At 59.3% G+C, this 15,502-nt stretch carries 14 protein-coding genes and 1 tRNA gene; 7 read left to right on the forward strand and 8 right to left on the reverse strand.

What is annotated here, in order from left to right:
- The first annotated feature begins 126 nt into the window (after positions 1-126).
- Both ACZ9DP_RS32865 and ACZ9DP_RS32870 read left to right on the forward strand, forming a co-directional pair.
- Complete coding sequence (locus tag ACZ9DP_RS32865) at positions 127-1,086, forward strand: NAD(P)H-dependent flavin oxidoreductase (RefSeq protein ID WP_476204791.1); 960 nt, start codon at positions 127-129, stop codon at positions 1,084-1,086.
- 122 nt (positions 1,087-1,208) lie between these two features.
- Positions 1,209-1,284: transfer RNA gene (locus tag ACZ9DP_RS32870), tRNA-Thr, on the forward strand.
- Between the two features lie 1,123 nt (positions 1,285-2,407).
- Here ACZ9DP_RS32870 and ACZ9DP_RS32875 read toward each other — a convergent pair.
- Complete coding sequence (locus tag ACZ9DP_RS32875) at positions 2,408-3,712, reverse strand: metal-dependent hydrolase family protein (protein ID WP_476205517.1); 1,305 nt, start codon at positions 3,710-3,712, stop codon at positions 2,408-2,410.
- Positions 3,713-4,234: 522 nt separating this feature from the next.
- Between ACZ9DP_RS32875 and ACZ9DP_RS32880 the strand changes: the two genes are divergently transcribed.
- The 3 genes from ACZ9DP_RS32880 to ACZ9DP_RS32890 all read left to right on the forward strand — a co-directional run bounded on the left by ACZ9DP_RS32880 (position 4,235) and on the right by ACZ9DP_RS32890 (position 7,434).
- On the forward strand, positions 4,235-6,163 hold the full coding sequence (locus ACZ9DP_RS32880; RefSeq protein WP_476204792.1) for an adenylate/guanylate cyclase domain-containing protein: 1,929 nt from the start codon (positions 4,235-4,237) through the stop codon (positions 6,161-6,163).
- Between the two features lie 498 nt (positions 6,164-6,661).
- Positions 6,662-6,898 (forward strand): hypothetical protein, encoded by a 237-nt coding sequence (locus ACZ9DP_RS32885; RefSeq protein ID WP_476205546.1) that lies wholly within the window; start codon positions 6,662-6,664, stop codon positions 6,896-6,898.
- Entirely contained in the window at positions 6,805-7,434 is a 630-nt protein-coding gene (locus tag ACZ9DP_RS32890; RefSeq protein WP_476204794.1) for a class I SAM-dependent methyltransferase, read from the forward strand. The genes ACZ9DP_RS32885 and ACZ9DP_RS32890 overlap by 94 nt, the downstream gene beginning before the upstream one ends.
- A 385-nt stretch (positions 7,435-7,819) precedes the next feature.
- On the opposite strand, the gene ACZ9DP_RS32895 is transcribed toward ACZ9DP_RS32890, so the two are convergent.
- The 6 genes from ACZ9DP_RS32895 to ACZ9DP_RS32920 form a co-directional block, all read right to left on the reverse strand.
- Positions 7,820-8,701 carry an SDR family NAD(P)-dependent oxidoreductase gene (locus ACZ9DP_RS32895; RefSeq protein WP_194728842.1) on the reverse strand — a complete coding sequence of 294 codons (882 nt, stop codon included), beginning with the start codon at positions 8,699-8,701 and terminating at the stop codon, positions 7,820-7,822.
- Positions 8,698-9,486: a hypothetical protein gene (locus ACZ9DP_RS32900; RefSeq protein ID WP_476204795.1), complete on the reverse strand. Its 789-nt coding sequence runs from the start codon at positions 9,484-9,486 to the stop codon at positions 8,698-8,700. The genes ACZ9DP_RS32895 and ACZ9DP_RS32900 overlap by 4 nt, the downstream gene beginning before the upstream one ends.
- Before the next feature lie 10 nt (positions 9,487-9,496).
- Complete coding sequence (locus ACZ9DP_RS32905) at positions 9,497-10,084, reverse strand: protein-S-isoprenylcysteine O-methyltransferase (RefSeq protein WP_476204796.1); 588 nt, start codon at positions 10,082-10,084, stop codon at positions 9,497-9,499.
- Positions 10,085-10,161: 77 nt separating this feature from the next.
- Positions 10,162-10,743: a hypothetical protein gene (locus ACZ9DP_RS32910; protein ID WP_476204797.1), complete on the reverse strand. Its 582-nt coding sequence runs from the start codon at positions 10,741-10,743 to the stop codon at positions 10,162-10,164.
- A 154-nt stretch (positions 10,744-10,897) separates the two neighbouring features.
- Positions 10,898-11,035 (reverse strand): ABC transporter, encoded by a 138-nt coding sequence (locus ACZ9DP_RS32915; protein ID WP_074066537.1) that lies wholly within the window; start codon positions 11,033-11,035, stop codon positions 10,898-10,900.
- Positions 11,036-11,204: 169 nt separating this feature from the next.
- Entirely contained in the window at positions 11,205-11,792 is a 588-nt protein-coding gene (locus ACZ9DP_RS32920; RefSeq protein WP_194728839.1) for a L,D-transpeptidase, read from the reverse strand.
- 276 nt (positions 11,793-12,068) lie between these two features.
- Here ACZ9DP_RS32920 and ACZ9DP_RS32925 point away from each other — a divergent pair, with 276 nt between their 5' ends.
- Complete coding sequence (locus tag ACZ9DP_RS32925; protein ID WP_476204798.1) at positions 12,069-12,827, forward strand: SDR family NAD(P)-dependent oxidoreductase; 759 nt, start codon at positions 12,069-12,071, stop codon at positions 12,825-12,827.
- Positions 12,828-12,850: 23 nt separating this feature from the next.
- Here the strand turns inward: ACZ9DP_RS32925 and ACZ9DP_RS32930 are convergent, their stop codons facing one another.
- Positions 12,851-13,756, reverse strand: coding sequence for a GntR family transcriptional regulator (locus tag ACZ9DP_RS32930; RefSeq protein WP_476204799.1), 906 nt, complete (start codon positions 13,754-13,756; stop codon positions 12,851-12,853).
- Between the two features lie 233 nt (positions 13,757-13,989).
- Between ACZ9DP_RS32930 and ACZ9DP_RS32935 the strand changes: the two genes are divergently transcribed.
- Positions 13,990-15,492 carry a UxaA family hydrolase gene (locus tag ACZ9DP_RS32935; protein WP_476204800.1) on the forward strand — a complete coding sequence of 501 codons (1,503 nt, stop codon included), beginning with the start codon at positions 13,990-13,992 and terminating at the stop codon, positions 15,490-15,492.
- The last annotated feature ends 10 nt before the right edge of the window (positions 15,493-15,502 follow it).

A 15,502-nucleotide genomic window follows, 5' to 3' on the forward strand; every position in this document is an offset into this window, starting at 1 on the left:
ACTTATCTCGACAGCCGATCTCTGCGGAAACCGACAGGTCGGCACTCACGCATACTCTTTTCCTCGCTCATCAAGTCTGCTATCAAATTGACGTTTTCGTAAACGTCAATTTAATGGTGAAACGCAATGTCCCTTCCCAAAATCCTCACGGAAAACCTGAGACTGCCGGTCCTTGCTTCACCGCTCTTTATCATCTCGCATCCGGCCCTGACGCTGGCGCAATGCAAGGCGGGCGTGATCGGCGCTTTTCCGGCACTGAACGCCCGGCCGGAAAGCCAGCTCGACGAATGGCTGGCAATGATCACCGAAGACATCGCCGCCCACAACGCCGCCAATCCGGACAGGCCGGCAGCACCCTTTGCCGTCAACCAGATCGTCCACATGTCGAACAAGCGGCTGGAGCACGACCTGCGCCTCTGCGTCAAATACAAGGTGCCGATCGTGATCTCTTCGCTCGGTGCCGTGCCCGAGGTGAATGCGGCCGTACACTCCTATGGCGGCATCGTGCTCCACGACGTCATCAACAACCGCCACGCCAATTCGGCGATTAGGAAGGGTGCCGACGGACTGATTGCGGTGGCGGCGGGCGCCGGTGGGCATGCCGGCACGCTGTCACCCTTCGCTCTGGTGCACGAAATCCGTGAATGGTTCGACGGGCCGCTGCTTTTGGCAGGCGCGATCGCCACCGGCGGCGCGATCCTTGCAGCTCAAGCGATGGGTGCGGACATGGCCTATATCGGAACGCCGTTCATCGCGACCGAGGAAGCGCGCGCCACCGAAGCCTACAAGCAGGCGATCGTCGCGGGCGCTGCAAACGACATCGTCTATTCCAATTATTTCACCGGCGTGCATGGCAATTACCTGAAACCATCGATCCAGGCCGTCGGCCTCGACCCGGACAACCTCCCGGTAGCGGACCCATCGAAGATGGATTTCGAGCAGGCAGTCGGCGGCGCGAAGGCTTGGAAAGACATCTGGGGCAGCGGCCAGGGCATCAGCGCGATCAAGGCGGTTGAGCCGGTCGCCAAGCTCGTTGACAGGCTGGAAAGCGAATACCGGGCAGCGCGCACACGCCTCGCGCTCTGAGCCGCGCCACGTTCCACAGCGGAGCGTCTTTTTTTTCAAAGGCACGACAGGGCGCTTGAAATCTTCAAACAATGCCTGTATCAGCGCCATGCAAATCGCGGCCGTACAGTTGCCGCCAAGTTGCCGCTTTAGCTCAGTCGGTAGAGCACATCATTCGTAATGATGGGGTCACGTGTTCGAGTCACGTAAGCGGCACCACTTTTCTTGAAGTAAATCAGTTCCTTAGGCCAGATTAGACACGGCTATTTACTGGGAGCCTGATAAATGCCGTTCGGGTAGCAGATGTGCTCATTGCCGCGCGTCAGACCGTTTGCGACAAGGCAAGCCTTCGCATCATCAAGTTTAGCCATGGCAGCGGCCATGCTGGCTTTGCGAGAGAATCCCATGTCCGCTTTTGGCCACATATGAAGGATGTTGCGAAGAATATGCGTGACGCATACTCGCTCGATTATGTGTTTCAGCCCATCACGATTTCAAAGCCGAGTGCATCGGCGAGTGGCAAAACATGACGTATAGCAGGTGACTTCTCGCCGGTGCGCCAGGTCTATCTACTCCGGTCGGTGATCGCCAAATCCCTTCAAAGAAGGCAATACCCGTCATCGGGAACCTGACGTCGTCGATTGATTGTGTGAAGACGATCGGCAGCGCGCCAGCCGGCATCGTGGCTCGTCAGCGGTCTTGACTGAGGTCCGCGCGGCTTCATCATCGCTGTCACACTGGGCCTTATTGCGAACATACCGTTTGTAAAGCGTCATACCAGGTACTCTCTCAGATGGATAACGCAAGATGGCCGCTCCATCGCGGGCGATAATCTGCTGAACGGCAGCGCAGGTCGTTGAACCGGCATTCAACCGCTCGATTGCGAATGAAGGCTCGACCGCGAACATGAGCGCAAAGAGTGTAAGACTGGTCCTTTTCATCGGTTTAGCTTTCCTCTGTCGAATAGGATTTCAGCAAGGCACGGATAGTTGCGTCCTCCGTGGTATAGACATGATCGTGGAGATCTGGTGGCAAGTTAAGGTTTCGGGGCAACCAGGCCATCGGGGCCTTTGTCCCAGTATGGTCTAGGTCGTGTATTCGAAATGTGACAGAAGGTAAGCCGTTGACGCGATCTTCAGGAGTTCATTGGAAAGGGCCAGAAGTGGCGCTACGGGGCTGTGGTGGCCGTGGTCCAGGCAGCTTTTGGCCCGCTTCTGTCGGTCAGCCGAGCGTCTACATTGATGGAAAGCGGCCATTCCTTGTCGCTCGCCTGTGGAATGCCAGCGCTCTGCGGCCAGCAGGCCATCGGCGCGTCCAGCAGGACAGGCGGCTCAGTCGTTCCTCACTGGGTCAGCGTGTTTTTGTAGATCAGGCCGTCCTTCATGATGATTTTGAAGCTGTTGGCAGGATCGGCCACCAGGTCGATGTTCTCCAGCGGATTGCCTTCTACGAGCAGGAGGTCCGCGAGCGCGCCTTCCTCGATCACGCCGAGCTTTCCCGGATAGGGGTTGCGCTGGCCCGACAGCGCCAGCAGTTCGGCATTGGTCCCGGTCGCCATGACGAGCGCTTCGGCAGGCGTGTACCAACGCACGAGCGAGGCCAGAATTGCTCCCTGCTGCTTCGCCAGCGCACGGGAGAACAGGACATCCGTTCCCCACGCTGTCTTGATTTTGTACTTCTTTGCCAGTTCGTATGTCCTGCCGATGCCCGGCCACACCTCATCGGCCTTGGCGCGCTCGACCGAACCCTCGCGGAGGCCTGTCCTCATCAATTCGGGTAGCGGCTGCAAACTCAGCCAAATTCCCTTTTCGGCGATCAGCCTGGCGGTGGCCTCATCCATGAGGAAGCCGTGTTCGATGCACTTCACACCAGCCGCGATAGCCTTCCGGATCGCATCCGGGGTGAAAGCGTGCGCGGCGACGTAGGTGCCCCAGTTCTCGGCAATTTCAACGGCCGCCCGCAATTCTGGCTCGGTGAAGGTGGTGACGTCGAGCGGGCTGAAGGGTGAAGACACCCCGCCTCCCGCCGTCAGCTTGATCAGAACGGCCCCCTGCATGAACTGCTCGCGGACGCGCAAACGCACCTCGTCGGGGCTGTCCACGACCATTGCACCCCCGATCGTCTCCATGGGGGTGAGAAGGCCGCCGGTCCTCCGTGGCAGGTCGGTGACCTGGCGGAAATCGCCATGCCCGCTGGTCACTGTGATCATGGCACCGGACGGATAGATGCGCGGTCCGGGGATGATGCCCCGGTCTATCGCGCGCTTGAGGCCGAACGCCGGCCCGCCCACGTCGCGGACGGTGGTGAAGCCGCGCATCAGCGTATCCGTCGCCTCATCGCCGGCCAGGATACTGGCAAAGCTGACGTCGCCCATTGCCTCTGCCGGGGTGGACGCAGCCAACATCGCATGCCAGTGCGCATCGATCAGGCCGGGCATCAGCGTTCGCCCGTTGCCGGCAATGCGCTCAGCGCCTTCGGCTTCGATGGAGCTTGTCGAAATCTCCGCGATCACATTGCCCTGGACCAGCACATTCGACGGAGCCGAAAGAGCAGCACCTTTTCCGTCGAAGATGCGGACGTTTTCGAAAAGCACGTCATCGGCGCTCGCGGTGGCGCAAAGTCCGAGCAGGAGAGCCGCTGCAAACATTTCTCTGCCAGAGCGAAGCATCGTGAAAACTGGGCGCGCAAGAAAGAACAACGCTGCGGCGCAGGACACGGCATGCGCCACAACCTTGCCTTTTGCCAGGTCATGCGATCCAAAGGATTTGTGACACATGACGATTATCCCGCTTCAGGAGGAGAGGTGGTCACGGCGCATGGACAAGTTGTAGCTTATACGGCATCGGCGTCAAGAAGCGTTCCAGACCGGTCTCTTTCGCAGTGAAGGGTCGTGTCGAAAGTCAGGCCGATCACGATGATACGAGGGCTAGCAGTGCAAGTTTGCCTAAGCGCGCAGCCGATTCTGACGAAGCGTCGCCTACGGGTCTTGAGTCTAAAAATTCGACCGAGGGACTTCCGATTTTTGTCGATTCCAGCCGCTGATCGGAAATCTTCAATCGTCCGCTCATGGCTCCACAAGCAGACATGCCGTTTTGGCGGTGTGGTAGTTGCGGCGCTTCGATGGGTGTAGACTGCCGACACTATTGCATGTTCATGCAAGGCAACGATGATGAGTACCCCCGCGCTCAACCGGAAGCTGCTCGCGATCCTAGCGGCGGATATGGTAGGCTACTCGAAGGCGATGGAGGCCGATGAGGCCGGCACCATCAAGCGACTGAAGGCCATCCGCGCCGACCTGATCAATCCCGCCATCTCCCAGCGCCATGGCACCGTTATCAAGCTGATGGGCGACGGCGCGCTCGTCGTCTTCGACAGCGTGGTTGATGCGGTTGCCTGCGCCGCGGAGTTTCAAAATACCGTGGCGGCGCGCAACGCCGACCTACCGGAGCCTGAGCGCATCGTATTCCGCGTCGGGATCAATCTGGGCGATGTGGCGTTGGTGGATGGCGATGTGTATGGGGATGGGGTGAATGTCGCCGCGCGGTTGGAGCATTTGGCCGAGCCGGGCGGCGTGATGGTGTCGGGCACAGCCTACGATCATCTCCAGGGCAAACTCGACTGGCCGCTCGATTTCGCCGGCGAGCAGCAGGTCAAGAACATCAGCCGCCCAGTGCGGATGTATCGGCTGAGACTCGACGGCAAACGGGCGCGTCGCCCGCTTCTCGGAATGATACCGCGCTGGGCCGAGACGGCTGCGGCGGCGATCGTGGCGCTTGCTCTGGCGGGCGGCGGGGTCTGGTGGCTATTACAGCCCGAACCTTTGAGCGGCAAGCCGTCGGTGGCGGTGCTGCCCTTCGACAATTATGGCGGAGACGACGCTAGTGGGCGTCTGGCCGATGGCCTGACTGAGGACATCATCACCGACCTCGCGCGGTTTCCCGAATTCGAGGTGGTGGCGCGGAATTCGACGGAAGCTTATAAAGGTAAGCCGGTGGATGCCCGCCAGGTCGCAAGTGCGCTCCATGTCGGCTTTGTACTGCAAGGCTCGATCCAGCGGCAGAGTGGCCGGGTACGGATCACAGCACAGTTGATCGATGCAAAAACCGGCCACCATCTTTGGTCGGAGAATTGGGACCGGCCCGCTGAGGACGTGTTCGCCGTTCAGACCGAAATCGCAGAGCAGGTCACCAACCGCCTCGGCGGCGGAGTGGGACTAATTCAAGAAGCCGGGCGGGCCGCAGCCAAACGTAAACGGCCTGAAAATCTGAATGCCTATGATTACTACCTGCTCGGGACCGAGAAGATTGAAAAGCTCACCAAAGCGGATGAGGAGGAGGCCATCACGTTTCTCACCCGCGCCGTCGAGCTGGACCCGGGGCTGGCCCGGGCCTGGGTAGAACTTTACCATGCTCATGATCTATTGGGTGTGTTTGGTGTCAATCCCGAAAGCAATCGCAAGGCGGCTGCCGATGTGGCCGAACGCGCGGTGCGGCTTGATCCGAGCGACGCTGAAGCACACGCGGTGTTTGGTATGAGCCTTGCAAATAAGGGTGACATGGGCCGCGCCAAGGCTGAGCTGGACACGGCCCTTCGTCTAGCTCCCGGTTCGTCCGAAATCCTGACTTTCTATTCCGGCTTTGCAGCACACTTCGGTGAACCTGAACGCGGCGCTCAAATGGTCGACCAGGTAATGCGGCTCGACCCGAACTATCCGATGTGGACGTCCAACTTCTTCTCACCTGCCTATTTTATGGCGGGCCGGTATGAGGACGCGGTGAAGATGCTGGAGCGCATGACGCCTAACAACTACCAAAAGTGGAATTGGGTGGTGCGTAGCAGCTCCCTCGCGGCACTGGGTCGAACCGTTGAGGCGAATGCTTCGGTTATAGAAGCTCTCAAGCAGCACCCGGACCTGACTGTAGAGAGCATGATCAATGAACCCGGCCTAAGCACAATGGAGCGCAGTCGGTTCATAGAGACGATGCCGCTAGCTGGCTTCCCGGCGTGCGCCAAGCCCGAGGCGCTGGCAAAACTCGCCAAACCTGTGCGACTGCCGGAATGCGAGGCGGGGAAGATGAACCCTCTCGGGCAGCCATAGAACAACCCTGTGCAACGCGCTTGCGAGCCGCTGATCGCCCCGGTACCAGCGAGCACCCGCAACATTGTCCTGTGACGGCGCTTTTCTCCTCCCCGTTAACTTTCCGGCTGATAAGTCTTACACGCGCAGATAGCACGGTTAACCTAAGTATTGGTTTGCTCTCAACTAAGTTTGATTTCAAGCGCACGGTAGTGACCGCTTCGGACCGCAATCCAGAAGTGGACCGACTACCCCTGAGCCCAGAGCGGCCATTGAACTGCATTCTAATTTGCACAGTGCAAGCGACGGGAATGGCAGGCTTGCAACTGTCCGAAAACTTCCCGTGTAGAAAATTGTATTAGAATCCGATACTCGTTTCAACGTCACGAATGTGGGTCCGCGACAATTCTGTTCCAAAAATTGGCTTTTTTGAAACACAATACTATGCGGGAATATCCGGCTTGAGCTTTAGGACGGTCTGCGGGATTTTTGCGGCTCCTTCACGAAAAAGGACTTCAGATGAACACCGGTCACAATCGCATGCCGCAGAACGTCTATGACGATCCTGTATTTTTCGAGGGTTACAAGAATCTGCGCCAGAACGACACCGGCCTGAACGGAGCTCTGGAAGTCCCCGCGCTTCATGCGTTTTACTGCCAGACTTGTCGGGACGACGCGTTCTGGACCTTGGCTGCGGTTTCGGAGATTTCGCGCGCTACGCACGCGGTCATGGCGCACAGTCCGTCACCGCACTAGACGTGTCCGAGAACATGATTGCGGAAGCGGCGCGACTCACGGCTGATGACAATATCGTCTATCTGCATAGCTCAATCGAAGATTTCTCACCTAAGCCAGAGAGCTTTGATTTGTGCGTTTCCTCGTTAGCCCTGCATTATATTAATGACTACGCGGCGGTAACCAAGCGCATGTTCGCGGGCCTCACATCCGGGGGGAAGTTCATATTTTCGGTGGAGCATCCCGCCTGCACGGCCCATCCTGTCGGATGGGTACTGGGCCCCGATGGCGCACCCCTTCATTGGCCGCTCGACCAATATCAGCGTGAGGGCGAGCGTCGTACCTCGTGGTTCGTCGACGGTGTTACGAAATTTCATCGCACGGTCGAAACCTATGTCAACACCCTGATAGCGGCAGGCTTCCGGCTTGACCATATCGGAGAGCCAAAGCCGTTAGCGGAGTTCCTGAAAGAGCGCCCTTCGTTGGAGGAAACACTTAGACGACCACCATTCCTACTGTTAGCAGCGACTAAGCCAGATTTATCGCTAAAATCCTAGTCATCTGGAAAGTTCATTACATTGTACGCTTGACCTCTTCATGAGAGGTTGAGCAATGGCAAATGCGACTGGCCGACGCCCATGAACGGTTTTTCGAGGAACATCCGTTTCAAAAGTTAAGGCTGTCGAGCCGGTCGGATATTGCAACTTTCTTGGCGGCGGTCTGAACTTGTCGCGACGGTTCATCCGGAGGCAGACGCGCTCTCAGGCATGTCCGCTCCCGTGCGTTGCGGCCCCCCGTAGCGTAAATGTGTTCGTAATGATGGGGTCACCTGTTCGAGTCACGTAAAGCGACACCATTCCTTTCTGATTGATTTTGTTGATAAACTCGCCCCCTGATATCTCCGGAAATCCGCAAGCGTGCCTCCTGACGCTGCCACGCCAATCAACTGTCTCCGGCAGCAATCCCCCGATGGCCAATGCGGCAGCATTCCTTGAAGGTCTTGCCGGAGCCGCAGGGGCATGGATCGCTGCTGCGGCGCTGCAGACGCCCGATCAGGGGAAGCGTGGCTGCGGAGGGCAGGAAGGCCGCGGCAAGGGCGACAAGCTTGGCCGAGATGCCGGGGACGACCAGGCGGCGGCCGGACTTGAAGCCGCGCCAGGCGCGTTCTGCCACATAGTCCGAATCGAGCTTCGGCAATATCTTGAAAAGCTGTGCCCGGCCGGCGCCGGATTTTTCGAGGAACTCGGTCGACACCGGTCCCGGCGCAACGCATGTGACGGTCACGCCCGTGCGGCGCAATTCCTGATGAAGCGCTTCCGAAAAGAAGCGTACAAAAGCTTTGCTCGCATAATACAGGGCCATATTCGGCCCGGGCGTGAATCCGGCTATGGAACCGAGATTGAGCACGCCGCCACGCCCGCGCGCTGCCATTCCCGGCAGGAAGCGAAGGGTCAGGTCGCTGAGGGCTCGTATGTTGAGATCGATGATGCCAAGCTGATCTTCGACCGGAAGGAGCGTCGCCGCACCGCGCAGTCCGTATCCGGCGCTGTTGACCAGAACATCGCAAAACAACCCGTTTGCAGACAGGAAGTCCTGCAGGTGCGCCGAGGCATCGGCCACAAGGAGATCCAATTCCAGCGTGAATGCCTCGCCGCCGGCCGCCCGCACGTCGGCCGCAGCAGCAGCCAGACCTTCAGGCGAGCGCGCAACGAGCACAACGACGGCCCCATGCTCCCGGGCGACAACCTTGGCAATTGCCCTGCCGATGCCGCGCGACGCACCGACCACGACAGCCGCCGGACGAAACTCACTCTGCATGATCATATTGCCGTCCCTGAAGCCGCCGTATCGAGAGCGGCAGCACCCTGCGGGGCGATGCTCTTTACTTCGCTGGCGACTTCGCCGTTCAATATCTTTTCGAACCGCTCCAGCGCCCGTGCGACATTGGCGCCGTCCATGACCCTGTGATCGTAGTGGATCCGGACCGTGACCGATCCATCTGCCGAGATCGGGCCGTAATTGAAGAGCGTGGTCAAAGGCGAAAGGGGGTTGAGTGACTCTGCCCCCAGGCCGGAATAGACCGACAGCTGGAAAGTGCCGAACCGGCGGGCACGCTGCCGCCCGATATTCAGCCCGAGCCACATCAACAGCCACCTCAAAGGCGCCGGCCCACGGGCAAACTTCAATGCACGCCGGAACTCCTTGATTTCCAGGACCGGGCGCGAGCGCGCCGCCTGGATCAAGGCCTCGAGTTCGGCGATCGGTCGCCGCTCGGGGGCCTTGATCGAGCTCAGCAAGACGACCCGCTCGCCGCCATATTCGCGCTCGTGGGCAATCGAGGCCACGCTTTCCGGATATTCATAGAGCTGAGCTCTCGGGAACTTGATGTAAGCGCGCCTTAGGTCCGGTGTCTCCTGGGAGAGAAGCGCGTATCCCTTCAAGAAGAGTACGGTCCAGGAGGGCCTGCTTGGCTGCGCCATTCTGGCCTTCTGGAGCGGGCCGAGGTTCATCTGCCGCTGCACAGTGACCCGCGGCACTCCGATCGAGAACCGCATCAGATCCCCGACAAGGCGCCGTGCCGCCGAAAGCTTGATGGTCCGGCCTCGCATCATGCCTCCTCTAATAAAGATAGGGAATAATTCGCTTGGTCCTATCCATATAGGCGCGATATTGCGCGCCGAAAATCTCCAGCATCATACGCTCTTCCTTGTCCACCCGTAGAAAAAAGAGGATTGCGAAGCCGATCAGACCAGCAAGCCCCACGACCCAATTCGACAGCAGAAAGGCCTGGCCGAGACCCATCAGCAGGAAAGACGTGTACATGGGATGGCGGACGAAAGCGTAGGGACCGCTGCAAATCAGCTGATGCTGGTCGCGAATCTCCAACGTGATGGACCAGTTGCGGCCGAGTTCCTTGTGGGTTCTGCGAAAGACCCACATGGCGGCGGCAAAGAGCACCACCCCGACGGCCACCGCCCAAGCGCGGGCCGGATAATCGGCTGCTTGCGGCAGGCCGGTGGCGACATAGAACCCCGGCACGATCGCAAGACCGAGCAGCGCCGACGCAAGCCCGATCGTCTCGATACGAGAACGGCGGTGACTGACGACACGCACGCGCTTGGCGCGGCGCTCGAACGGATAGCGGATGATATACCAGGCAACGACGCCGAGCACCCATAGGACCTTGCCGACAACAGCTATGCTCAATTTAAGTCTCCAGAGCCCTTCTGCGTCCTGCAACCGACTGGATGGAGAAGCGGTATAGCAGCTTGCCCGCCTCGCATTTAGGTGTTCATTTCTCGAAGCTGCGTCACGAATTGTTGCGGGCGGAGCCAGATGCTGGGCGCCTTGTAGCCCATCGCGCGAGCGATTTCTGCTACGAAAGCGTTACAGTTATAAACCGAAGCCTGCCAAAACTTGGATTTGGCCTTCAGCTTGCGTATGAAGGCGACGGTATCATCGTATTCCGATGGAGTGAGAAGGACGCGCCAGCTTGCCGACCTGTAGGCCTCCTCCAAGTCGCCGTCACTGGCCCCGGTTTCGGCCGGGACGGGCACGAAGTGGCCGAGAACATAGGGGCCTGTATCATTGGTCGCCGGAGCAAGCCCCGCGACCTCCGGATTGACCATCCCGCCAGCTTTGTTCAACCGCCCGAAAATCACGTAGGTATGGCCGTAGCTCAGCGCGTAGCGCGAGCGGAATTCGACAAAGTACTGGCCATCTCTTTTTTGGGATGATTCGCCAACAGACCCCCCTCGTGCATCCGAAACGAATCGCGGCTGCGGTGGCTTGTCTTCTGTCTGGCATGATGTGAGCGCGAGAGCGAATAGAATTACAAGTGATAGACGGCCCTTTGCAAGCGTCATCGCTACACTTCATCTCCCGGTATCGAGCGAGCATCCACACATGCCCCGCTTGACGCCAATCTTTGCGCTGCAAGCTGCAAGGCAGGTCCAGCCCGGACTGCACGATGTCGGGAAGGGCCACGAATGCCCCCTCCCATTCAGCAACAGTTAGTTACTACTTATATACTGGTGCCGGTGCCGTTTCCGCTACGGGCGGTGGGGCCTTCCCCTTGCCCTTACCGATCGTCCCGCAAGCGCTCAGGCTTGCAACGGAAAACAACGCAACTAGGCACATGATCAGAATTCTGCTCATCAGTAGTCCTCTCCTTAGCACGGAATAGGTTATCGAAGGCAACGCTTCTACTAATAGCCGCAAAATACGCCTAAGCCAAGTGCAGAAAGGACACACCTTGCCCCTACGCGGCCCCGGGTGCCTCATAATGCCTAACAGACCGTGGCGTTATCGTTACAAAATGTAAGCATCATATGACCAATACTGGCGTTCCCACCGGAGCCCTGCTGTAGAGGTCGACGATGTCCTCATTGGTCAATCGAATGCATCCATTGGAAACCGCTTGCCCTATCAACCAGGGCTCGTTCGTTCCATGCAGCCGGAACAGGGTGTCCTGTCCGCCCCTGTAGAGATAAAGGGCAGCGGCGCCAAGCGGATTGTGGGGTCCGCCCGAAACACCGCCTGCATACTGCGCCAGGTGCGGCTTGCGCCGTATCATGCTGGCTGTGGGCATCCACGAGGGCCATTCCGCCTTCCGCCCGATGGTCGCCCTTCCCTTGAGCGTCAGCCCCTCCTCGCCGACTGCAACGCCATAGCGCAGGGCCTCGCCGCCGCCTTCGACCAGATAAAGGTAACGCTCGTAGGTGTCGACCACGATCGTTCCAGGCGGCTCGCTTCCGTCATATGGCACGCGCCGCCGCCGGTAGCGAGAGCTGATTCGCGGTGTCGACGAAAACATCGACCCCACCTGCCATCCCGTCGTTGAAGCACATCCAGATACCATCAACGCCAGACTGCCCAGCAGGAGCCCCCGGCGCGCAACGTGTTTTTTTTCCATCTCTACCTGCTAAGCAATCGATCGACCCTATTCTTCGTCTTAACATCCCGGCGCCAACCGGCCAAGCCTCGCGTCAAAGGTGAAAGGTGCAAACGCTCTCGTTCGCCTTGAACCTGCGCTGACGTCCTTTGAGGGCCGAGGGCGCTGCCCCAACCGGGAGCATGAAGGGTGAAGGGCTCGCAGAACGAGCGGCCGCGTTGCTTGCGGTTATGAAAGGTCTTGCATCAATGGCATGCCTCTGCTCGACTAGTGGCAGGGATAATGAGGAGGGACTTGATGACGAAGCCTGACTTCACGGGGAAAGTCGCGCTCGTAACCGGCGGAGGGTCCGGTATAGGCGCAGCCATTTGCCGGCAGCTCGCTGACGAGGGAGCAGAGGTTGTCATTGCCGATCTCGATGCTGACGCCGCACGCAACCTTGCCGCGGAGATCTGTTCAAAGGGTGGGCGGGCGCGGGACTTTGCGGTCGATGTCACGGATGCCGGGGCTGTGGAAAAGCTGATCGGCTACACTGTCGAGACATGCGGCGGGCTGCATCTGGCGGTTAACAATGCAGGCATAGACGGCCCCCGAAAGGCGACGGCAGACTACCCGCTCGACAATTGGCACAACCTGATGAACGTCAACCTGAACGGCGTCTTCTACTGCATGAAGCATGAGATTGCCGCCATGCTGCAACGCGGCGGAGGGGCCATCGTCAACATGTCTTCCGCCCTCGGTTCCGTTGGATTGCCATTTACAGCAGCCTATACGGCCGCCAAACACGGGGTTGTCGGCCTGACCAAGGTTGCCGCAATCGAATATGCGAGACTGGGCATCCGCATCAATGCCGTCGGCCCCGGCTGGATCGAAACACCGCTTCTGACCGAGCATCTTGCAATAGCGGGAAGCCGGCGCATGGAAGCGCTTCAGCCGATGGGCAGGCGCGGCAGGCCGGAGGAAGTCGCAGCCCTCGTGTGCTTCCTTCTGTCCGAACAAGCAAGCTTTATCACTGGAAGCTACCATCTCGTGGACGGGGCCTATACCGCCCATTAGATCCACGCGCCGACTGCGCTTGCCTAAGCTGGAGACGGCCCGGCAGGATTCTGCGGCAGCGACTGAAGAAGGGTCTGGCGTGCAGAACGCAGATGCAGGCGGCACGAGAAGTCGATTGCCGCCTGATCGCGTGATTCCAGTGCCGCGATATAGTCGAGATGTTCGTGAATGGCGCGTCCGTTGCGCTGGCGGGCGAACGCCTTGTTCCACTGGTAGTGATAGTGGAAGATGATCGCGATCGCATCGTAGAAGTCCGCGATGAACCGGTTTTTCGCGGCGCCGTGGATCAAGAGATGGAAGCGCTCGTCAAGGGCTGAGAATTCCTTGTAGCGCGCATCGAAATCGTTGAGCATCGCATGATGCTCGGCCTTGATATCGGCCAGCGCCGCCCAGGCTTCGCTTTCGGGCGGCAGCTTGCCGAATTCGGTGGCCGAATGGAGCTCGAACATTTCGCGGACATCCGCCAGTTCCAGTGCAAATTCGCGGGTGAAGCCTTTCAGGATCCAGTGGCTGTTCGGCCGCTTTTCAATGAGGCCGAAGCGCGAGAAACGGATGAGAAATTCGCGAACGCTGGTCGTACCGGTGCCGATCTCACGAGCCAGTTCCAGCTCGTTGATCTGCATGCCGGGCGCGGCATCGTCCGACAGAATGCGCTGCATGAAGCTGCGCTCGATGATGTCGTGCAGCGAATCCGTCTCTTCGGACGGAAAGAGGTCTTTCTCGGTGGGAACGCGCAGCACGATCTTCTGGCGCTTGTTCCACCGGATGATGCCTTCGTCGTTCAGGCGGGTCAAAATCGCGCGGGTCGTGCTGCGGCTGATGCCGAGCTGCGCGGCGATTTCGGGTTCGGAAGGCAAGGCGGCATCCGGGCGCAGAGCAGCAGCATACCTGTTATAGGCTTCCTTGAAGACCGTATTCTGCCTTGCCATGTTACCCCGCTCTTTCCTCGTGCCTTTTATACTTCGCAACCTGCAAAGTCTGAAGCGCGTAGGAGCTGTTCGACTGCGACCTTTATCCTATTTCCTGGCCATCTGCGGCTGTTTGCCTCCCTTGACCACAGGAACAATATTCCCGTTGACTTGAAAATGTTTATTGTAGATAAAAAACAAAATCAATGCGCATTTTGCCGATGCAGCGGGCGCATTCCTCAGGGAGAAGACAATTGGACAAACTGCCTTGGCTCATCCTTTCTGCTGGAGATAACGTCGCCGTCGCAACGGCAGCGATCGAAGCCGGAGCGACCGTCGCAGGTATCGAGACCCGGCAGAAAATCGAACCCGGCCACAAGGTTGCGATCGCCGACATCCCGCTCGGCACGCCGGTGGTGAAATATGGCCAGGCGATCGGTCGAACGACGGCCGAGGTGAAGGCCGGCGATCATATCCACAGCCATAACCTGCATTTCGAGAACGATCGGCTGGCGGCAACTGCGAATTCCGCGCCGGAGGCGGCGACCGCGGAAGACCGCGCGAGAACCTTCATGGGTTACCGCCGCGCCGATGGCCGGGCGGCGACGCGCAACTATATCGGCATCATCGCTAGCGTGAACTGTTCCACCACCGTCTGCCGTGCGATTGCAGACGAGGCCAATCGCACCATCCTGCCGTATTACGAGGGCATCGACGGCTTCGTGCCGATCGTGCACGACCAGGGCTGCGGCATGAGCTCGACGGGTGATGGCATATCGGTCCTTCACCGCACGCTTGCGGGCTACACGCGCCATGTCAATTTCGGTGGCGTGCTGATGATCGGCCTTGGCTGCGAAGTAAACCAGCTGACGCTCTACGGCCAAAGCGGTGCCGGCAATGCCAAGCGGCACTTCAACATTCAGGATGCCGGCGGCTCGCGGCGGGCCGTCGAACGCGCAATGGGGATGCTCCGGGAAATCGCCGCCGATGTCGGTGGGGAGCGGCGCACGCCGATCCCCATCAGCGAGATCATCATCGGCCTGCAATGCGGTGGGTCGGATGGCTTTTCGGGTATTACCGCCAATCCGGCGCTCGGCGTCGCAGCCGATCTTCTGGCCGCAGCCGGCGGGACCGCGATCCTTTCCGAAACCTCGGAAATCTACGGCGCTGAGCATCTGCTGCGCAGCCGCGCGATCAACGAAGACGTGGCCCGGAAGCTCGACGACAAGATCGCCTGGTGGGAAAAATATGTCGGGCTGCATGGTGCCTCGCTCGACAACAACCCCTCGCCCGGCAACAAGCGCGGCGGATTGACAACCATTCTTGAAAAATCGCTCGGTGCAGTCGCCAAGGGTGGCCGGTCCCCGCTGACGGCGGTCTACAGCTATGCCGAACGCGTGACTGCACCGGGACTCGTTTTCATGGATACGCCCGGATACGACCCGGTTTCCGCAACGGGGCAGGTTGCAGGCGGCGCAAACATGATCGCCTTCACAACCGGCCGCGGCAGCTGTTTCGGCTGTCGTCCCGCACCCTCGATCAAGCTCTCCAGCAATTCGGCGCTCTATGCTTCGATGGAAGAGGACATGGATATCGATTGCGGCACGATCGCCACCGGCGATGCGACGATCAGCGGCAAGGGGCGCGAAATTTTCAACCTGATCATCGATACGGCTTCCGGTAAGAAGACGAAAAGCGAGGAGTTCGGCTACGGCGACAACGAATTCGTACCGTGGCATCTGGGAGCAACGCTCTAACGGAGATCGG

The organism is Rhizobium sp. USDA 4016, from assembly GCF_056279705.1.